Annotated in this window: 17 protein-coding genes; 4 read left to right on the top strand and 13 right to left on the bottom strand. The window is 35.8% G+C overall.

From position 1 onward, the window contains the following. Window positions 1–163: 163 nt before the first annotated feature. The 6 genes from YQ22_RS12205 to YQ22_RS12180 form a co-directional block, all read right to left on the bottom strand. Window positions 164–1,291, bottom strand: a complete 1,128-nt coding sequence (locus tag YQ22_RS12205) for an alkaline phosphatase (protein WP_071341417.1) — start codon at window positions 1,289–1,291, stop codon at window positions 164–166. A gap of 73 nt (window positions 1,292–1,364) precedes the next feature. Then, a complete protein-coding gene (locus YQ22_RS12200; RefSeq protein ID WP_071342575.1) occupies window positions 1,365–3,122 on the bottom strand; it encodes a RagB/SusD family nutrient uptake outer membrane protein in 1,758 nt (585 codons plus the stop codon). Window positions 3,123–3,141: 19 nt separating this feature from the next. Then, window positions 3,142–6,435 carry a SusC/RagA family TonB-linked outer membrane protein gene (locus tag YQ22_RS12195; protein ID WP_071341416.1) on the bottom strand — a complete coding sequence of 1,098 codons (3,294 nt, stop codon included), beginning with the start codon at window positions 6,433–6,435 and terminating at the stop codon, window positions 3,142–3,144. A gap of 136 nt (window positions 6,436–6,571) precedes the next feature. Further along, entirely contained in the window at window positions 6,572–7,537 is a 966-nt protein-coding gene (locus YQ22_RS12190; RefSeq protein ID WP_071341415.1) for a FecR family protein, read from the bottom strand. A gap of 120 nt (window positions 7,538–7,657) precedes the next feature. Further along, the gene (locus YQ22_RS12185; protein ID WP_071341414.1) at window positions 7,658–8,227 is read right to left on the bottom strand and encodes an RNA polymerase sigma-70 factor; all 570 of its coding nucleotides are present in this window, start codon (window positions 8,225–8,227) and stop codon (window positions 7,658–7,660) included. Window positions 8,228–8,329: 102 nt separating this feature from the next. Then, window positions 8,330–10,120, bottom strand: a complete 1,791-nt coding sequence (locus YQ22_RS12180; RefSeq protein ID WP_071341413.1) for an alkaline phosphatase — start codon at window positions 10,118–10,120, stop codon at window positions 8,330–8,332. 219 nt (window positions 10,121–10,339) lie between these two features. Here YQ22_RS12180 and YQ22_RS12175 point away from each other — a divergent pair, with 219 nt between their 5' ends. Further along, complete coding sequence (locus tag YQ22_RS12175) at window positions 10,340–10,570, top strand: hypothetical protein (RefSeq protein WP_058103767.1); 231 nt, start codon at window positions 10,340–10,342, stop codon at window positions 10,568–10,570. A gap of 3 nt (window positions 10,571–10,573) precedes the next feature. Here YQ22_RS12175 and eutC read toward each other — a convergent pair whose 3' ends face one another. The 6 genes from eutC to YQ22_RS12145 all read right to left on the bottom strand — a co-directional run bounded on the left by eutC (window position 10,574) and on the right by YQ22_RS12145 (window position 17,587). Continuing rightward, window positions 10,574–11,314 carry an ethanolamine ammonia-lyase subunit EutC gene (eutC, locus tag YQ22_RS12170; RefSeq protein WP_071341412.1) on the bottom strand — a complete coding sequence of 247 codons (741 nt, stop codon included), beginning with the start codon at window positions 11,312–11,314 and terminating at the stop codon, window positions 10,574–10,576. Further along, entirely contained in the window at window positions 11,311–12,681 is a 1,371-nt protein-coding gene (locus YQ22_RS12165) for an ethanolamine ammonia-lyase subunit EutB (protein ID WP_071341411.1), read from the bottom strand. The genes eutC and YQ22_RS12165 overlap by 4 nt, the downstream gene beginning before the upstream one ends. A 1-nt stretch (window position 12,682) precedes the next feature. Then, entirely contained in the window at window positions 12,683–13,999 is a 1,317-nt protein-coding gene (locus YQ22_RS12160) for an amino acid permease (RefSeq protein WP_071341410.1), read from the bottom strand. A 386-nt stretch (window positions 14,000–14,385) separates the two neighbouring features. Next, entirely contained in the window at window positions 14,386–15,006 is a 621-nt protein-coding gene (locus tag YQ22_RS12155; protein ID WP_071341409.1) for a response regulator, read from the bottom strand. Then, window positions 15,003–16,847 (bottom strand): ATP-binding protein, encoded by a 1,845-nt coding sequence (locus YQ22_RS12150; protein WP_071341408.1) that lies wholly within the window; start codon window positions 16,845–16,847, stop codon window positions 15,003–15,005. Before YQ22_RS12150 ends, YQ22_RS12155 begins: the two co-directional genes overlap by 4 nt. Continuing rightward, a complete protein-coding gene (locus tag YQ22_RS12145; protein WP_071341407.1) occupies window positions 16,847–17,587 on the bottom strand; it encodes a hypothetical protein in 741 nt (246 codons plus the stop codon). Before YQ22_RS12145 ends, YQ22_RS12150 begins: the two co-directional genes overlap by 1 nt. Window positions 17,588–17,853: 266 nt before the next feature. Here YQ22_RS12145 and YQ22_RS12140 point away from each other — a divergent pair, with 266 nt between their 5' ends. The 3 genes from YQ22_RS12140 to YQ22_RS12130 all read left to right on the top strand — a co-directional run bounded on the left by YQ22_RS12140 (window position 17,854) and on the right by YQ22_RS12130 (window position 20,117). Beyond that, window positions 17,854–18,030, top strand: a complete 177-nt coding sequence (locus YQ22_RS12140; RefSeq protein ID WP_156894566.1) for a hypothetical protein — start codon at window positions 17,854–17,856, stop codon at window positions 18,028–18,030. A 288-nt stretch (window positions 18,031–18,318) separates the two neighbouring features. Continuing rightward, complete coding sequence (locus tag YQ22_RS12135) at window positions 18,319–18,525, top strand: hypothetical protein (protein ID WP_058103771.1); 207 nt, start codon at window positions 18,319–18,321, stop codon at window positions 18,523–18,525. Window positions 18,526–18,752: 227 nt separating this feature from the next. Beyond that, window positions 18,753–20,117 (top strand): exonuclease domain-containing protein, encoded by a 1,365-nt coding sequence (locus tag YQ22_RS12130; RefSeq protein ID WP_071341405.1) that lies wholly within the window; start codon window positions 18,753–18,755, stop codon window positions 20,115–20,117. On the opposite strand, the gene YQ22_RS12125 is transcribed toward YQ22_RS12130, so the two are convergent. Further along, window positions 20,112–21,518: an MBL fold metallo-hydrolase gene (locus tag YQ22_RS12125; protein ID WP_071341404.1), complete on the bottom strand. Its 1,407-nt coding sequence runs from the start codon at window positions 21,516–21,518 to the stop codon at window positions 20,112–20,114. The genes YQ22_RS12130 and YQ22_RS12125 overlap by 6 nt on opposite strands. Window positions 21,519–21,532: the final 14 nt, after the last annotated feature.

Below are 21,532 nucleotides of genomic sequence, written 5' to 3'. Positions count from 1 at the left end.
TATTTACTATTAGTAACTTTTTTAATGTTATTAGATGGTTATAAAAAGTGGTAGAATAAGTTAAACCTCTGGTTTGTTGAGGGGATTATTATATATCAAATAGCAAAATCTCAAAAGTTTAATAAAATAAAGACCATACCATTTATTTTAGTTTCCTTGAATATCATTCACTCTCCATAATCACTTTCATCATGTGATGATAAATCTCACTATTCTCATATATCCCTTGAAAGTTATGAGCACCTTTCCCTTTAGCAAATACTGGAATTAATTCGCCCGAGTGTTGATCGGTATTAAAATACACACCTACCTTTTGTGGCACCTCTGTCTTCTTACCGCTTTCCTTATCTGTTTCATAAAATTTACCAACACTTACTCCGCCAGTTTCATGATCTGCTGTGACCACTAATAAGGTATTAGGATGACTTTCTACAAAATCTAAAACCGCACCCAGCGTACGATCAAAATCACTTACCTCAGAGATTACCATTTCCGCATTTTCGGCATGACCTCCCCAATCAATATAAGACCCCTCTATCATCATAAAAAATGGCTGGTTCGCCTGATCAAAGTAATGCAGTGCATTTTCTGTAGCCTCTTTCAAAAAATCACCACGACCATCTATTTTTGACGGCAACCCTTCCTCGGTTAAAATAAATGCATTTTTAGTAGACGCATTGGGCTTTGTCAATGCCAAAGTATCAACATTATACTGCCTATTTGCCAATTCTAAAAATAGGTTTTTAGCATCCTTACGCTGGTTAAAATATTTCTTTCCTCCACCTGCAAAAAAATCAACATTAGAGACTGCCAATTGCTCGGCTATCTCTTCGTGCAAATCTCTATCTTTTACATGGGCATAAAAACTAGCCGGTGTGGCATGGGTTATAGATGTTAGACTTATAAGTCCTGTTTTATAGCCTTTATTCTGTAATTTTTCTAAAATCGTTTCTTTTGGAACCGTATCTGCCGAAACACCTATTGCCCTTTTATAAGTTTTCTCTCCAATAGAAAATGCAGTAGCACCAGCAGCAGAATCGGTAATCCAATGACTGGTAGAAGACGATTTATGAAATCCAATACTTTTGAACCGTTCAAAATTTGAAGTTCGATCTTCAAAATAAAAAGCTGTAGAAATTTGAGGAACACCCATACCGTCACCGATCATGAGAATTATATTTACCGGAGCTTCCTCTTTAGAGGCAGACACATTTGTTTCTTCTTTAATTATGGCTGTTTGTGAAGTACACGCCGATTGTAACAGTATTGCAGCAATTAAAATTTTTCGCATCGTATATTATTTATGGAAATAAAAACGGCAAGAATTAACATTCTTACCGTTTCCAATTAAAATTAGTTTTCGATTAATATCCTTGGTTCTGAGCCAAGAAACCATCTATACCAGAAGCACCATCAACGGCACTTTGCGGAATAGGGAATAATCTATGATTTACATCTGTATCCGTTTTTTCTGTCCAGCTATCTTCATATTTTCCAAAACGTATTTGATCTCCTCGTCTAAACCCTTCCCAATACAATTCAAAACCACGCTCGCGAAATATGATATCCGTATCTACTGCAGTTAAAGGTTCTGGCGTTTGTTCCGGGCGTGCCGTTCTAGAAGTTCTTACCACATTTACATCTGCCAATGCACCTGCAGCATCGCCATTTCTTAATTTGGCTTCCGCTCGCATTAAATACACCTCGGCAAGTCTCATCAACACCAAGTCAACACTACTGTTACCATTACCATTTGGTGAGGTACGGCTGAATTGATACTTAGATGCCCTGTAGCCCGTATTATGCAAAGATCCTTCATTGGTAAAATCTATTTCCAAAGTGTGATCTACGTACCCTATATCTCGAGAAGGACCATTTCCTTTTATCTGTCTTACCGGTAAAATTTTAATAGTACCGTCTTCACAGGTAAGAAACTGGCCGTCATCACCTTTTCTAGGTCCCCATTGTATACCACGAAGAATACCTCTATCCATTTCAAAAGCAACATCTTGTACGCAGTAAAAACTATCTTCGGTCTCAGTTTCCAATAATTTTTCACGCCCTTCCAAATCTGCCAGTTGAGCATCTGGCACCAAGGTGTTTTTTTGATAGAAACGGGCATCTGCATCCGCAGGATCAACATCTCCATAGGCATCTACCCACGTTTGATAAAAATCAGAAGTAACGGCAGGTCCGTCAGTACCATCGGCACTAGGCCACTCAGGTCTAGGAAACATTGACCCCGCAATAGACCAATATGCCCAACGACTATGTTCCTGGGTCAATACACCACGTTGATCTAAAGCAAATATCAATTCTGGGTTAGAATGGTTCTCATCATTGAACAATTCAAAATACTCTGGAGATAAAGAAAAGTTTCCGGAATCTATAATATTACTGGTATATGTGATTACCTGGTCCATATCTGCCTGCGTGAAATTAGGCGTACCGTAAGGATCACGGTACACGGCAGCGTTCAAGTTCAATCTAGCCAAAAAACCATATACAGCAGAACGCGACATTCTACCAGATCCTTTATCATCATTGATCACATCAACAACAGACAACAACTCGCTCTCAATATAGTCTATGGCATCTTGTGTTCTTAAAACCTCTGAAAGTTCTTCAGATGATTCTTTTTTAAGAACAATACCCCAACTGTCTAGCAATAACATGTTCAAATACGCTCTTAAGGCTTTCATTTCATACAATGCCCCTGCCGCTTCCGCATCTCCCTCATCCGCTAATGGAGTAAGTACTTCAATGGCGGCCAAGGTTCTTGAAATATTCGTGGTAAGCTCATTCCAACCACTAGCGACCAAATCATTAGTAGGGGTGAAATTATGGCTATGAGCCGCCAAGAACTTACCACCGTCAAACCAATCCGTTCCTCCTCTATAAGGTAGTATTGCCTCATCTGATGGTATAAGCTGTAGACCATAATAATTGGTATGCCTCCATGTCCAAGAAATATAACCGTAAGCGGGTGCAATAGCCCCACTAATCACTTCTGCCTGGGCACCTGTTAATGATTCATCTAATAATTCTTCTTCTAGATCAGTACAGCTCCATGTCAACAAAGAGACCAGAACCAGTGATGATATAATTAGTTTATTTTTCATTTTGATAGATTTTTTTGTGTTAAAAGGATACATTTAAACCAAACAAGATGGTTCTTGAATTAGGGTAAGTATACCGGTCTATGCCAAAAGTTTGTATACCATCTATTTCACTACCTGTGTTTACTTCTGGACTGTAGCCCGTATAATCCGTAATGATGAATAAATTTTGACCCGTTAGCGTAAAGCGTATATCGTTCACATAATCATCTAACCCAATTTTACTGGCCAAAAGGTTGTATCCCAATGTAGCATTGTTCAGTTTTAGGTAAGCACCGTCTTCCAAATATCTGGTAGATACCTCATTGGAATTATTAACATCTTCGTTTGGAAACTGAATAGCGAAATCAGTAGTATTCAAATTTCTACTCAATTGTCCTTTTGAGAATGAGGACATTGCGGTGTGGTTGTAAATTTTATTACCGGACACCCCATTAAAATTAAATCCTAAATCAAAATTCTTATAATCAAAATTCAAATAGAAGGCATAAGTAAAATCTGGCAGGGCACTACCTGCAGCAATACGGTCATCATCTAAAATTTCACCGTCACCGTTTACATCTCTAAATTGATTTAAACCGTCATCACCAATACCAATAAACTCTTTCATGTAAAAGGTACCTATAGCCTCATTGTTCAAATAACCGTTGATCGTTGCGCCAGTTTGCCCACCACCTTGTGCGGCACCGGTAGTAATAATGGCAAAAGGAGAATCAGTAACCTCATTTTTAATGAAGGTAGCGTTACCACCTACATTAAGAGAGAAATCTTCACCGATCATTGTTCTAAAATTCAACGCAAATTCTACACCGGAGTTATGTATTTCCAAATCTTCAAGATTGGTCCATATTTTCTCGGTTGGTTGAATAGGATCCACTCTATTGGCAAACAATACTACATCTGTAGTTACCTTATTAAAATAATCTACCGTACCCGTAATTTTATTATTCAAGAAACCATAATCCAATCCAATATTGGTCTGGGTGGCAACTTCCCATTTTAAATTAGGATTTGCAGTACGAGCAGGTACCGTACCAAATGGATAACCATCTAATGTAGTAGCACTATCATCTAAAGGATAAGTATCATTATCACTTTTGCTATCAATATAACTTGCCAATGACACTTTATTATCTATACCTTCTTGACTACCCGTTTGACCCCAACTAGCACGTAGCTTTAGGTTGTTCACAATAGTACTTTCTGACAGGAAATTCTCTTTACTTATATTCCAACCTAAGGCTACAGAAGGAAAATAACCGTACTTATTGTTCTCCCCAAATTTTGAAGAACCATCTGCGCGCATGGTGGCAGTCAATAAATATTTATCTTGATAATCATAATTTACCCTACCAAAGAAAGATTGTAATTCATTTTTCTCTGCCGTAGAGAACAAACTAGTGGGAAATTCTTGGCTACTGATCTGATCTTGATATCTTGGATCAATACCATTATCCGCAAAACTTTGCAACTCAAATTTCTTTTGTTGGAAGAACACTTCTTGGTAAGAGTGACCAACCAAAACTGTTGCTCCATGATCTCCTTTTTCAAATGTATAGGTCAACGTGTTATCTACCTGTGTATTCTGGTTAGTAGTGATCCAACTATTTAAATACCCTTGATTTAAATCTTCTAACAAGGCATACGGTGCACGTTGTTGATCTCTATTTGTAGAAGAATAATCTACACCCAAATTAAGTTTGTACGTTAATCCTTTTACAATCTCTACAGATGGAGAAATATTCGCCAAAATACGGTTACTATTAGACTCATCTGCATAGATTTCATTACGAATCATTGGGTTTAACCTATTATCATCTAACAAAGTGGGTTCACCATTTGTGTATAAAGGTATTGTAGGGTTCAGCCCTAACATATCTGCAACCGTAGCACCAGCATCTGGTCTGTTGTTCAAAGTTCTAGAAGCGGATAAATTGAAATCTACATTCAACTTACCGTCCAAAGCCTTTTGATTCAAGTTCAAACGGCCAGAATATCTTTTTAAAGAACTATTGGCAAACGTACCCTCTTGATCGTCAACCCCTACAGAAGCATAATAATTGAATTTATCAGATGCCCCACCACTCATTGAAAAGTTTACGTTTTTAGAAATACCTGTTTGTGTAAGCTCATCTTGCCAATTGGTATTTGCGCCTCCATCTACCAAAGTGCCACCAACAGCTGGCACCTGTCTTCTAAACTCATCTGCAGAAAACACATCTATTTTATTGGCCAATGTTGCAAAAGCCGTAGAAACCGAAACATTCATTTCCGTTTTACCGGTTTTTCCTTTTTTAGTAGTGATCACAATAACCCCATTTGCAGCACGTGCCCCATAAATAGCGGCAGCAGATGCATCTTTCAACACATCCATGGATTCAATATCTTGAGGATTGATGAAATTTAAAGTATTAGATGCCACACCCGTAGAAGTATTATCTATGACAAAACCATCTATTACGAACAAAGGCGAAGTACCCGATCTAAAACTACCAATACCACGAATAACAATATTTTGTGAAGCGCCAGGCTCACCACTTACCGAAGTAATGTTTACACCGGCAACTTTACCCTGTAATAATTGACCAGGATTGGCAACTACCCCTTTATTGAAGTTTTCACTTTTAACCGATGCAATGGATCCCGTAACATCCGATCTTTTTTGAGTACCATAGCCCACAACAACAACATCATCTAATTGCGTAGCATCTTCCACCAATTGAACAGTTATTGTGGTTTGGCCCTGCAAGGCAACTTCTTGCGTTGTAAAGCCCAAATAAGATACCTCCAATACAGCATCGCTCTTAACATCAATTGTGAAGTTACCATCAAAATCTGTTGTGACCCCGTTTAAAGTTCCCTTTTCAAGTACCGTAGCACCAACCAATGGAACACCACCCTGATCGGTAACCGTACCATTAACGGTCAAAAACTCAACCTCTACCACTCTTTTGAAAACCTTTGGTTTTACGGTAATAGAAATAGTGTTATTAATCCTTCTAAAGGTTAAATTGGCATCTTTGGCCATTAGCTCTAAAACGGATCGTAAAGACACGCTTTCATAAGCTACACTATAGGTATTCTTAAGCTTACCTACTTTGCGATCGTACACAAAATTAAAATTTGTCTGATCTTCGATATTGGTTAAAATATCCAATACCGTAGCGCCTTCAACGGCGATATCCACTTTGTAATTTTCTAATTTTTGGCCCCTAAGGTCAGCTGCAAGTATGGGATTCAGCATCGCCATGATCATAAGGAGACAAAACGTATTGAATGTCAACTTGATAAATTGTTTATTAGTTAGCAAATTCATAATTTCACATAATGTTTAATGGTTGTTTTTTTATAAATAATCTTTAAATAATTGACAGTCTGTTTAGCTCGCCAAAGTGTTACAGGCTGTCTACTTTTTTAGGTTTAGGTCTACATCATAATTGGTTTTTGGTTTGTTAGTCATTATCTCTACATTTTCCTTTGATCAGAATAGTACTGTTCTTCAAGGGTTGAAAAGACAAACCCTTTTTCACATAAGTGATACTTTCTAAAACATTGGACAAACTTTCATTATTGAACGAAGCGGTAATATGGCAATCTAACGGCGTATCATCATGAATTACAAAAGTGACTCCGTACCACTTCTCTAAAACATCAAGCGCCTCTTTCATTGTTATATCATTCAGCGTTAAAAGTCCTTTTTGCCAATTGATTAAACTATTGGTATCAACATCGTTTTTTGAAATACTATCAGATTTTTTATGAAATACGCCCTGTTCATTGGGCAACAAGAACACCGTATTATCCTTAGCTCCAATTTGCACTTTACCCGTAGCAACGGTTACCAAAATATCATTGCTTTTAGGGTATGCATTAATATTGAATGTTGTGCCCAAAACCGTAGTGCTTAAATCTCCGGATTTTATGATAAAAGGTTTGGTCTTATCTTTTGCCACATTAAAAAAGGCCTCGCCCACTAAGGTGACCTCCCTGGTGTTGCCCAAAAATTTCTCTGGAAATGAAATTGTACTTCCCGAATTCAATTTTATCTCTGTACCATCAGCTAACACAAAATCTTTTCGTTGACCCCATTCTGTAGTTTCAACTATTTGTGATACAGTAACCGTCTTTTTATTTTCTGTATTTAACCCTAAATATGTTAAAACCCCTAGGTTGATTATTATCGCAATAGCTGCAGCAACTTTCACCCAAGATTTATCCGACTTTCTATTTTGCTTGTCATGTATTCTCTTCAGCAGTTTTTTCCCTACCTGTTTTCTATGATCATCATTTTTAAATACATGACCTTCTTTATCAAGCATTAGAGAAGCATCAAACTTTTCTAAAAGTTTTTCTTCTGTAGTTGTAATTGTACCATTTAGGTACTTGTTCATGAGTATTTTTACTTCTTTTTCGGTCATTATACTATTGTTACAATCACAAGTACCGAAACCGACGGGGTACGCACACTCAAAAAAGCAGGCTTAATGGTTACTTAACAAAGCAACCGTTCACTTAACTTTTAGATAATGAAAAAGAAACTAAAGAAAGGAAAACAACGTTTTTGCCACTGCAAGTTCTTTACGTAATTGACGTAAAGCATAGGAAATTTGATTCTCTACAGAACGTTGGGAAATGTCTAATTTACTGGCAATCTCCTTATTGTCAATATTGTTTACTCGACTTAGTCTAAAAATTACCTGACATCTTTTTGGAAGGTTTGATATAACACTATTTATTCTGGTAGATAATTCAATGACATCATCATTTTGATCCACATCTGATGCTATAGACAATGTATGTGCAACCTCTAACTGAATCTTATTGAATTTTTGATTGCGTAAATGATTGTAACATTTATTACGAATAGATTTATATAGGTAAGATTTTAAAAACTTGACATCCAAATCTAGTCTTCGTTGCCAAAAATCTACCCAAATATCCTGCACCACATCTTGGGCTAGACTGTCATTCATGAGTATAGAACAAGCGTAGGAATACATTGGACCCCATAACTCTGTAAACAATATATTGAATGCTTTTTGGTCCGACTTTTTTACACGCAAAACCAAATTTTCAATACTACCGTTATCTATTCCCTCCACTTTCATAGTTCACAAAGCTCCTATAAATTAATTGAAGTGATATTATAACATTGTAAACATTAGGTAAAATGATCTCTTTAAGCTAATGAGCGGATAGTGCTCTGCAAATTACTTTTTAACAGCAATTTTCAACACCTTTAATAATTTATCAAAAATTTCATTGTTCTCGTACACCCCTTGAAATTCCTGTGACATGGGACCGTAAGCAAAAACAGGGACCATAGTGCCGGTATGGTCATGAGTAGTAAAATCCGCCTCAATCTCATGCCTAACAATATTACCTTGCGGTATGGTCAACCCGCCAGTTTCGTGATCTGCTGTAACCACTACCAAGGTGTTACCATCTTCATCTGCAAACTTTATAGCCTCTGATACCGCCCTATCAAAAGAGATACTTTCCGTAACAACACCCTTTATATCATTGGCATGACCATAACTATCAATCTTTGCACCTTCTACCATTAAGAAAAAAGGCTTCTCTTTATTCAAATATGAAATTCCATTCTTGGTGGCCAAAGCCAATTTTTGGACATTTGATTCGGTCACGTTTTCATTGGAATGATCAAACCAAGCTCCTATTTTTTTATCTACACTTGCGCCTATAGTGTTTATATCGGTATTCATTACAAAACCGGCATCTTCTATATGCTTCACCGTTTTTGTTGGCTGAGAGATAAACAGTTTTAATTTAGAGATTTTTAAGTCAGAGGCTATTTCTGCCGCCATACCCCTATCCGTTCTATGCGCATAAAAAGAAGAAGGTGTTGCCCCAGTAATTTCATCAGTAGTAATGACCCCTGTATAAAAACCTTTTTCAGATAATATTTCTGTAAGATTGAGAATAGTCGCACCTTTCTTATTAGTACCTATTGCCCTATTATTTGTTTTTTTCCCTGTAGCTATCGCTGTACCTGCACCCGCAGAATCTGTGGTAAAATCATCTGCAGATTGTGTTTTAATAAAACCTATACTTTTTAATTGCGTTAAGGACAATTCTCCATTATTTGCTAAAACAGTAGACGATATCTGCGTTAACCCATTACCGTCACCTATCATTAGAATAATATTCTTTGGAACCCTTTTTGCTTGATCTACTTTAAAATTTGGATAATACACTTTAGAAAAAACAGAATTTTGCACTACTCTGTCTTTTAAGGAAGTAACATATGTAACACATTCATTGGGCATATCCGTATTTATATAATCTACACCCATGTCAACAAAAGCCTTCCAAGCAGATTTTGAATCTGGTGTTGCCCAAAAACGAAAAGGTTTATTTAAAGCATGTGCCTTGTTAATAGCTTCAGTAACACTTATAAAGTCTTGAGAAGTAAGTCTACCTTTACCGTTCCATTCAGAATAGTTTTTAAAACTTAAACTTACCAACGCAATTTTTTTAAGCACTTCAGTATTGTTTACAGGCTGCAAACTCTGATAATCAAAGAAAATAAAATCAGGATAATCAATATATTCTTTCAAATCTGGGCGGTTACCCGAGATAACAATTTTTACATTATCGGCGTTAATGATTGCTGGGTATTCTTTCAATTCTGCAACTATAGCATTTAACGTTTTATGTGCGTTTGACTTTACATCTATCAATAATTGCAAAGATTTATTGTTAAGCAACCCTAAGGCTATAGCCTCTTGAAGGGGATTTAAATAAAGTCGAGCTAAGGTTGAGTTTTCTTGAATTTCATTTTGTTCATGTGCTACCAATAATTTTCCGTCCTTATAAAACACATCAACTTCAACAGATTGCACCTCTGCTCCCAAAGCTTTCCAAAAAGGAATATTTTGCTTGTAATCGTTATGGGAATGCACTTTAAATTCTTGTGTATAACCCGCATATACACTAATGAACAATAAGCAAACTATTGGTAATTTTAAAAGTCTCATAAATAGTTATATAAAGAAGAAATTTGGTCAACAAACATTAGATATTATTATACCTAAGCTATTTTCTATGGTTTGCAAAAGTGAGGTCTAAATTTCTTAATTATTTTAAATTAATATCAAGTAAACATTAAGTTGTTATCAAAATGCTAATATCTATTTATTTTTTTTAGTCAGCTGAAAGACTTTTTTATTTATTTTTGAAAACTACCAAAACCACCAATGACCGAAAATATTAAACAAATGTTCAGTAAAATGAACGACGAAACTCGCGAAGAAGCTTTAGAATGCTTAATGGCCGAGTTCAACTTGGAAAGTACCAAATACGCTAAGAAGAATTGGATTATAGGAGGGCGTATACCTGAGGAAAACCAAGAAAGAATTGTTCGTATTTTTCAAAATCTACTTAGAACACAAGCTTTTAGAATAAAGGAAATAAAAGTGAAGCTCTAAAAACTAGCTCTTTAATATTTCACCAACTTCAAGCTTTAATGCTACTCCGCTAATTTTTAAAGCGAATGATTTTTCAATTAAATATTGCAAAAGTTGAGCACCTTGTTTACCACTTAGTCCGTTGACATGAATATTTGAAATACAATTTCTACGCTCATCGGTAAAGCCTATTTTTGGATGATACGTGGTGTAAATACCCATACTTTCAGGTGATGACAAACCTGGTCTTTCACCAATACATACTGCTACAAAATCTGCATGGTAAAATTCCGCTACAGCATCACCAATTGCAACTCTCCCATGTTCCACGAGTGTAACTGCGAAATTATAGCTGTCGTTCAGATTTGGTAAAAGATGATTTAGAACTTTAAAGGCATAAGTATTTACAGCTTTTGCCGAAAGTCCGTCAGTAATGACAAAAACAATATCGACCTTTTCAGTCTTTATTAAATTAGTATTAAACAGTAATTGTCTACCAAGATCAGGTCTCTTTAAATACTCAAGCCTGTCGCTTGCTCTACTTTTAAATGTTTGATATGGTATTTCCTGCGCTTTACATTTTTGGGATAGCCCCTCTACATCTAACTTGGTTACAATAGCATCTTTTGCCATTGCATGTGCATGTTTTAATGCCAGTACTTCGCTCAAAGGCAAACTAGTACCCACATGGCCTAGTGCTACTCTCGCCTTAGTGTGTTCTTTTAATTGCTGCCATTTATTGGCTATGGTTAAATCCTTACTCATAATTTCAACAGCAATTTATTCGCGTCATCTATGCTACATTTATTACCCGCATCATCTATGATACCCATTTTCAACAACCAAGCTTCAAACTCCGGTGCTGGCTTTTTACCAAGAACCTTACGTAAATACATTGCATCATGAAAAGAGGTAGATTGGTAGTTTAGCATTATATCATCTGTACCGGGTACACCCATAAAAAAATTACATCCGGCTACTCCTAATAAAGTCAATAAATTATCCATATCATCTTGATCGGCATCTGCATGGTTGGTATAACATACATCCATACCCATAGGTAAGCCCATAACTTTGGCACAAAAGTGATCTTCCAATCCCGCACGGATAATCTGTTTTCCATCGAACAAATATTCCGGACCAATAAAACCAACCACAGAGTTCACTAAAAAAGGATCAAAGTGTCTAGCGACCGCATAAGCCCTTGCCTCCATTGTTTGCTGGTCAACACCATGATGGGCATTTGCAGATAAAGCGGACCCTTGTCCGGTTTCAAAATACATACACTGATTACCAATCGTACCTCTCGCCAAAGCCAAAGTAGCATCATGAGCTTCCTTTAAAACTTGTAGATCGATACCAAAAGAACTGTTGGCCTTTTGCGAACCGGTAATGGATTGAAATACTATATCGACCGGAGCTTTATCCATAATCTGTAAAGCCGTAGTTACATGGCACAAGACACAACTCTGGGTAGGTATTTCATATTTTAAACGAACATCATCAAGCATTTTCAATAGATTAATAGTCACACTAGGACTATCGGTTGCGGGATTAATACCAATAACCGCATCTCCACAACCATACAATAATCCGTCTATCGTACTTGCTAAAATCCCTTTCATATCATCCGTGGGATGATTGGGCTGTAAGCGCACCGAAACATGACCTTTTAAGCCGACCGTGTTTCTAAAACGGGTAATTACTTGAATTTTGGAAGTGACGGCAATCAAATCTTGATTACGCATCAGCTTACATACGGCAGCTACCATTTCTGGAGTCAATGCTTTGCTAACTTCTAAAATATTTTGCCCAGATGTAGTATTTTCTAGCAACCAATCCCTAAGGTCACCTACCGTAAAATGAGAAATGTTATCAAAAGCTTGGACTTCATGGGTATCGATTATTAACCGAGTAACCTCATCTAATTCATAAGGAACTACTGCTTCATTTAAAAAAACTTTTAGTGGCAATTCACTCAACACATACTGAGCTGCAATTCTTTCCGTATTACTAGCGGCTGCAAAACCAGCCAAAGCATCGCCCGATCGTAACGGACTCGCTTTTGCCAAAACAGTTTTCAAATCATCAAAAAGATAATTCTGTTTTCCCAATGTAGATTGATAAGCCATGCTACTTTTTCCGGATTAAAAATACATACACCAAGCTACAAGCAATAAAAATAACAAACGCCGTAAATTGAAGGTATGCAAAAGCCAATACACAAATTAGCGAAATAATTACAGCAGTCATAGCGCTAACGGTTGAGAAAATAGGGTTAAAATCTGAATGTCGATACCAATCGAACTCAGATACCGAAGATATCAAGTCTTCCCTTTTTCTTAAAACCAACAAAGATGCACTTACCGCCAAATACATACATACCGCCCCAAAAACCGACAGTTCAATTAAAAATCCGGTTTGACTACTCCAAATAGCGACGAGGCTAAGAATAAAAACCAACGCAGAGGCAACGGCTCTTTTAGAAACCCCTTTGATTTTTAAATCTGGCAGCAAGGGCTCTAGCTGCGTAGTTGCCGCAAAAGCAATTCCCTGTAAGGAAGCTATGAGTCCAAATAGCCCAATAAATGTAAATAGTTGCACTAAAAAATTCTCTTTCCCCAATATCAAAGCCATAGATGCAGGCATGGGATGATTTTCAATAAGTATATCCATACTTTCTGGCAATGTCCAATCTATACCTCCAGCGGCAAGGAATAACACCAAAAGCGCCAAAGTCAATAAGGTAAAAAAAGCGAGGTTATACCCCTTGGTAATTGTTTTTCTAAACCCCTTTCTATCGATCGTTTTGGTCATAAGCGATATCCCTTCAATGGCTAAAAACAACCAAATAGCATATGGTATGGCTTGAACAAAACGCTCAATATCTAATGACCACACTCCTGAATTCATGAGATTTTCCACTTGAAAAGAACTAACGACAGAACCTTGGTACAAAAACAATTCCGCAATGGCCAATAAGGTTAAAATCACTAACAGACGCACCCCAACATGCATTTCAAAGAGGTTTATGATAGAGAAAAATAATATAAAAAGTGTAGCTATCCAGGGAGACATCGTTAAATCATCTATTAAAAACCCTAAATATTCACCGAGAGAACTGGCAATAGCAGGAGTGGCAAATAAAAATTCAAACAAAATTGCTAACCCTACAAAATAACCCCATTTCTGACCAAAAGCTTTCTCTACATAAGAATGCGGACCATTGGCATTAGGATGTACACATGCCAATTCAATTAAATTTTGCACTAGCCCAAAGTACATTAAAGCCGCAACTGCCACAGGAACAAAAAACCATAATGGTCCGGTAATGGCCCAACCTAAATTCCAGCCGAAAGATTCACCTGAAATCACCATCCCAACACCAATTGCCCAAATAGCAAAAACTCCAATTTTCTTAGAAACAGCAGGTTTTTCAGTAATCTTCATTAAAGCTATGAGTAAGGTGATGGATATCAACGTTCACCTTAAAGCTAAGATTAATTATGATAGCTTAAGCCCAACACCGATATAATAAATAAGAATTGACATAGAAGTATGAAATCAATAAAAATAATAGGTCCATAATTAAAAACCGATAATTTAAGACTACCATTTTTTATAGTTTCTGTGGTAAAGTCAAGACACAAAAAACCGACACATTATGAGGATATGCCGGTTTTTTCAACTAACTCAAACTTATTCTAAACTCGCTGCAAAGATGCATTCATTTATTAGGATCAAGTTTAACTAAACATCAAGGAAACTTTAAATCCTCTAAAAGTCAATAACTATTTTAGGGTTATCACGATAGTTCTTTAATTGGTACTTCAAATTTAAAATCTGTATTTTTTTTCCATAGCATAACGCAATAACTCTCCCTTTCCTTTTAAACCTAAAATTCTTGCCATATTTTTTCTATGTGTATCTACTGTGTGAACACCAATAAACAATTCTGCACCAATTTCACGTGACGTTTTACCTTGGGCAATAAGGTGTAAAATTTCTGTTTGCCGCTTAGTCAGTAAACTTTTAGATGAACTCCCTGTTTTTGAATTATTTGATACGGTAATGTTACTATCGTAATACGTTTTACCCTCATAAACAGCATTAATAGCGGCTAGCACTTCTTTTAATGCAGTATTCTTTAAAATATATCCATCTGCTCCTGCTTCTAGCATTTGAGAAACAGCCTCGTTTTGATCGAACATAGTAAACGCCAAGACCTTGATTTTAGGAAATTCCTTTTTAATAACGGTTGTTGCTTGAATACCGTCTAACTTTGGCATTCTAATATCGGTAATAACAACATTGGGTTCTTTTAATCTGACCAAATCCAACAATGCTTCGCCATCGTTTACGGTACCAACTATACTGATATTGTCCTCATACTTCAACTGTAATTCTAATCCATCAATTAGAGCTTGGTGATCTTCTGCAATAACTAGTCTTATCATATGGGTATATCTAAAATAATTACTGTCCCTTTTCCTAACTCAGACTCCACGTCCATGGTTCCATGCAAATGGTTAATACGCTTATCTATACTTTTTAAGCCCATACCACTGCTATTTGCTTGAATAGCATTTACAAGCATACCTTTACCATTATCTTCTACCAAAATATTGAGTGTTTCTCCATGGTTTGTAATATGAATATTCATTTCGGTAGCTTCGGCATGTTTAATTGCGTTGGTAATCAATTCTTGAATGATACGAAAAAGCATAAGTTCTATACTATTCTCTAGCCTATTATCCAACCCATGATCATGCACTAAAATGTTGATTCCGCTAGCTATAGATACTTTTTCCGCCATTTGTTTAACAGCCTGCAACAACCCTTGTTTAGCAATTAAACCGGAATTTTTTGCGTGTGCAATTGCACGTATTTTACCATAAGCTTCATCTATGAGTAATTCTGTTTTTGCAAAAGTTTCTAAATTCTCTTTTTTATCTGAAGCCTCCAACGAATTGAATTGCAATTTTACCGCAGCCATTAAACTTCCTAAATCATCATGAAGCTCATTGGCAACACGTTGCCGTTCTTTTTCTTGCCCCTCTACCATAGCATCTATAGTAGCAAGCTCCTGTTCTTTCAATAAGTTAGAAACTTTTTGCTGCTGCAAGGTTTTCTCTTGCTCAGCCAATAACTGTTTACGCTTGGTATTCTTATGTATTAAAATACCAATTAAGGATCCTAAAATTAAAAGTGTTCCTAGAAATATAGCCCAGTTCCTTATTTTAACATTGGAAGTCTCTAACTCCAACTTATCTAATTTTAATTTATCGGTTTGGTTTTGAACCGTAAGTATTGACGATTCTAAGGTGTTATTTTTATAACCCAATTCATATTCGATATCTACCGATTTACGCAGATAGTGATAAGCAGAGTCAAATTTATCTTCATCATAGTGGATAAATGAAGCCAACCTATTTTCATAAAACTGTTCCCTTAACCTATCAGAATACTTTTTTGATAAATTCAAATACCTTTTAGATTCTTCATTTTGGCCTTTTTGAAGGTAAACGTATGCTAATTGCCAAGCAATTTTATTTCTAAAGTGCCTAACATGATTACTATCACCTAGAAGACTATCTGCTTTTATAAAAAAATCTTCAGCTTTATTAAAATCTTCCTCTATTTTATAAAACATACCCTTTTCATAATAGTAAACGGGGTAAAAGGCATGAGTTGTAGAAAAATCCTGGAAAATAGAATCTAATTTTTTGTAGTTAGAATAATATTGGGCATCAATATTATCAATACCTTTTGAAGAAAAAATCAATTTATAAAATATAATTAAAGCTTCATCTGTTTGATCTTCTTTAATAGTCATAAACCGATCTAAATACGGCTCATATTGTTTGCTCCCTATAAAAATTTCACCAGCGAACAGATCCAACATAGCTATATGTGCTGCGCGAATTAACTTTATCTCCTTTAATTCATCAGCTATTTTAATAGCCTTGGAAAAATTTTTATAAGCCTCTAAATTATTTTGCTTATCCTTAAAAGTAGATTGATATCCTAAGATTAAGTACTTTATAAAATTTAACTCTGGGTCTAGTCCAATTTCCAAATTTACTTCATGGTTAGAAATAGCATCCTTTTCCATCAAAAGGTTTATAAGCAGGCTTAAATGATTTTTAAGTTTAAGATGGTCTTGACTTTCAGCTATTTTAACTGCCAAATCATAATTCTTATTTTTTGTAGCGTCAAAAAACCCATGAATTCCTTTGTTGTTAGACAAGAGATCAGAGCTATTAAATAAAATAAGTACTACGAAAATTCTTAACATTAAAACATAATCTTATTAAAACTTGAACTACACCTTTTACCAGGTAAGGTCGATGCAATTTCATTATTATATACTTTATTCAAATCTTCTTTATCATAATCTTCTTTTCGCACTACCAAGCGCCCATCCTTATAGAAAAACTCAAAATCAAAAGCTTTACCATTATCTGGTTTACAAGCTATTCGCCCATCATTTAGCAAAACCGGAAAACCTGACTCATTAATTTCAGGAAACATAGGATTTAAAATACGTTCTGAGTGTAAATAACTACCGTTTTCAAAATGAATATTTTTCAACTCATTTTTACCCAAATTATAAGTTGACTTATCACTTAACGCTCGGGTATAAATTATAAAGGTGAGCCCATCTAATGCCCTTGTTGTGGAAACAACTACTGAATCTATCCCAATAAAATAAGTTGGTTTATAATTTACTATTTCAAAATCAATATTTTTCAAAGTCCTATATTCTTCACCCAAAACAGAGTTTACCATTTCTATTTTGGCATAAATACCATAATTTGTTTGATAGTTTTGCCCTGCCATAACAAGCTGTTTACGACTATCTGTAAAATCAATGGTGGAACTGTATTCTTGAAATGGATTATTGTCAATTTTCTTTAGGATTATTCTTTGTTCACCACCCACGGGCAATTCTTTTTTTTGAGCAACACTCATTTTACATGTGAAAAGAAATAAAACTAAAATGGCGAAACTGGTAATTTCTTTATGCATTTTCATTGGATCCTATATTTTGGTTTGGTTTTTCAAATATGAATTAAGTAATTAAAAAAAACTATACCCAATACACGGTATATTCTTTAAAAGAACTAAAAATTAAAGATCAATCAAAGTATTAATACATGAAAAAATACCCGTAACTGGGTATTGTACCGACACCTAACTTCTAATAGTTTTACCCAGTAATCAATCAGGTTCAATAGAGCGTGGTTGTTAGTTGTAAAAATCCGTTCTCCCCACAAGAGGACGGATTTAACCTAAGTAAAATGCAAAGACAAAAAGAAGAACTTCAAATTCTAGCAAGAATAGGAGAACGAAAAATAAAATCGCTAAAGAAAAGCTATGAATTAACCGAAACTGAGCTTTTAACGATTATTAAACTACATTATAAATACAGAAATCGAAAGGAATTAGATTTTGCTAAAACCTTGAATATATTTTAGACCAAGCCCTTCATGGAAATTGCCTATCGAAATCGGGGGAACTAGAGAAGCAACGAAAATGAAGGGCTTGGTTTTTATATTTTTAATGAAGAAAACAGCTGCAACCTACACCCATTATATTAACAAATCACCTTATATCATACCCTGATAAATTATTAACAATTAGTGTTAATAACATTTAGTGTGCATTTCATCGAATAAATTCAACTTTTCGTCGTTAATGGATAAAGTTTAAATATTTTCGGATTGCGTTAATTTTTTAGCGAGATAAATTTTACCAACATTTACATGAAATTCCACCTTACCAAAGCCTTTTTCGTCCCTGTTGCAGCCATTGTTTTCTTATTAAGTTTATCTTCTTGCGGTAAAGACTATGACCTAGTTTCAGATTACGTAGTACGTGAGAATGTTGAAACCAATATTTTAGAGGATAACATGAATTCCCAAAATTCTAGTGTAACCTCAATAGATGCCCAAAACAATAAGGGTAAATAATAGGTTCCTGCATCCTACTAGACTCCGATTTTTCACTAGATGGCTTCACATCTATATCTAAGTGTATATATTAGTCAGAAGCGCCACTGTACTTAAATGCTTTTTAACTTTTATACCACTAAATAATATTTAGTTTTCTACCTACTAAGTTTCCTTTACCATACAACAAATTACCTTTCTAACTCATTTTCAACTAACTTTGTAATGATTAGATATTCCTCACTTTTTTGTACACGATAATTGACATAGAAACTACCGGTAACGGTATTAAGGGTAATAGAATTACCGAAATTTCTATTTTTAAATATGATGGTCATGAGGTAGTTGACGAATTCACTTCACTAGTAAATCCGGAATGTGAGATTCCCGCTTTTATTACCGGACTTACAGGTATTGATAATGATATGGTACGTAATGCTCCGCTGTTAGAGGATATTATTCCACAGATTATTGATATTACCAAAGACACCATTTTTGTAGCGCACAGCGTTAATTTTGATTATAATGTCATAAAAAATGAATTTAAACTGCTTGGGCATGACTTTTCTAGAAAAAAATTATGCACCGTACGCTTATCAAGAAAATTATTGCCCGGCTACAATTCTTATAGTTTAGGAAAATTAACCAGTGCCTTAGGAATACCATTAACTGACAGGCACCGTGCCAGGGGTGATGCTCATGCCACCGTACTTTTATTTCATAAATTATTGAGAACTGAAAATGCTGAAATTGTTTTCAAGCAATTTCTCAATGCCAAATCTCAAGAAGCTACACTACCACCCGGCTTACCAAAAGAACAATTTTTAAAATTACCTACGACCCCTGGTGTTTATTATTTTAAAGATCAAAAGGGAAAGATTATTTATGTTGGTAAGGCAAAAAACATCAAAAAAAGAGTGCTTGGGCATTTTTATGATAAAAAGACGAAAGAATTGGTTCTTTGCGCTGAAACCGCTTCTTTAGATTATGAGGAAACAGGTAATGAACTTATTGCACTTTTAAAGGAATCTGCCGAAATTAAACACTATTACCCCAAGTACAATAGTGCTCAAAAAAGGTCTATTCAACAATATGGTATTTTCTCTTACGTTGACCGCAATGGTATTTACCACTTGGCGTTCAATAAGATAAAAATGACTCCCAACCCTATTGCCGTTTGTTATAGCCCAACGGAGGCCAGACAATATCTAGAAACCCTGTGTAGCACTTTTGAGCTTTGCCCAAAATATTGCCATCTGCAAGAAAACGTGACGGTTTGTTCCCATTACAAAATTAAGCAGTGCATTGGCATTTGCTCGGATCTAGAAATGGTGGATGAGTATAACGAACGCGTTCATAATGCTATACAAAACATTAAAGATGTTTCCTCCACCTTGGTTATTAAGACCAAAGGCAGAACTATAGACGAAAACGGTTTTGTAATCATTAAAGAAAATAACTACGCCGGTTACGGCTTTGCACCTACTGAAGTGGCTATTTCACAAATTGAAGACCTAGAAATGTTCATTACACCGCAAAAAAATACGCTAGAAACCCAGCGTATCGTAGAAAGCTATTTAAGAAAACACCCCAACACTATTTTTCAATTATAGCGTAGTAGGGCACACATAGTCCGTCTTCTCCAAATCTTCTTTCTTCAATGCTCCATAGCCACCTTTAACATCGATCAGATTATGAATACCACGACTTTTTAAAATAGAAGATGCTATAACAGAACGGTAACCACCTGCACAATGCACCAAAAATTCCCCCTTTTCAGGAAATTTGGACAAATGTTTGTTCAATTCACTTAATGGAGTATGAACTGCACCTGCCAAATGCTCGCTTAAATACTCACCATCTTTACGCACATCAAAAACGGCATTACCTTTATCTATTAAAGTTTTTGCTTCAGGTGCCGTAATAGAAGTTATTTGATCCACTTCCTTCCCTGCCGCTTTCCAAGCTTCTATTCCGCCTTTTAAATATCCGATGGCAGCATCAAATCCTACTCGGGACAATCTAGTAATAGCCTCTTCTTCTTTACCTTCAGGAATCACCAATAGTAAAGGCTGTTTGGTATCGGCAATTAAATCGCCCACCCAAGGAGCAAAATCACCGTTCAATCCTATAAATATAGACCTTGGTATATGACCTTTTACAAATTCATCTTGGTGTCTAACATCTAACACCAAAGCCTCAGTATCATTAGCTGCCTTTTCAAATGCACCCGGCGATAATTCAACATTACCACGATTAAGCACATCGTCTATATCTTCATATCCCTCCTTATTCATTTTTACGTTTAAAGGAAAATATTTAGGTGGAGGCAAAAGACCATCAGTTACTTCTTTAATGAATTCTTCCTTGGTCATATCCGCTCTAAGAGCGTAATTCATTTTTTTCTGATTACCCAGGGTATCCACCGTTTCTTTCATCATGTTCTTACCACATGCAGAGCCGGCACCATGTGCAGGATATACGGTAACATCATCAGCCAAAGGCATTATTTTAGTACGCAAACTATCAAACAACGTACCTGCCAATTGCTCTTGGGTCATATCAGCAGATTTCTGTGCTAGATCCGGTCTACCCACATCACCTAAGAACAAGGTGTCACCAGAGAAAATTGCATGATCTTTACCATTTTCATCACGCAACAAATAAGTAGTACTTTCCATAGTATGCCCCGGTGTATGAAGCACTTTAAAAGTAAGATTGCCCAACTTAAATTCTTGACCGTCTTCGGCAATGATAGCGTCAAAAGTAGGGTTAGCGGTGGGACCGTAAATAATAGGAGCTCCTGTTTCTTTTGAAAGCGTTACGTGCCCGCTGACAAAATCTGCATGAAAATGGGTTTCAAATATGTACTTGATCTTGGCATTGTCATTTTCAGCCCTTTGAATATAAGGCGTTACCTCACGTAACGGATCAATAATGGCAACTTCCCCATCACTTTCAATATAATATGCTCCTTGAGCCAAACAACCTGTATATATCTGTTCTATATTCATACTAAACTACTTTA

Origin of the sequence: Maribacter sp. 1_2014MBL_MicDiv (genome assembly GCF_001865655.1) — a bacterium.
Taxonomy (GTDB): domain Bacteria; phylum Bacteroidota; class Bacteroidia; order Flavobacteriales; family Flavobacteriaceae; genus Maribacter; species Maribacter dokdonensis.
The sequence above is the reverse complement of the archived record's forward strand: the minus strand, read 5'-3'. Positions and strand labels throughout refer to the sequence as shown.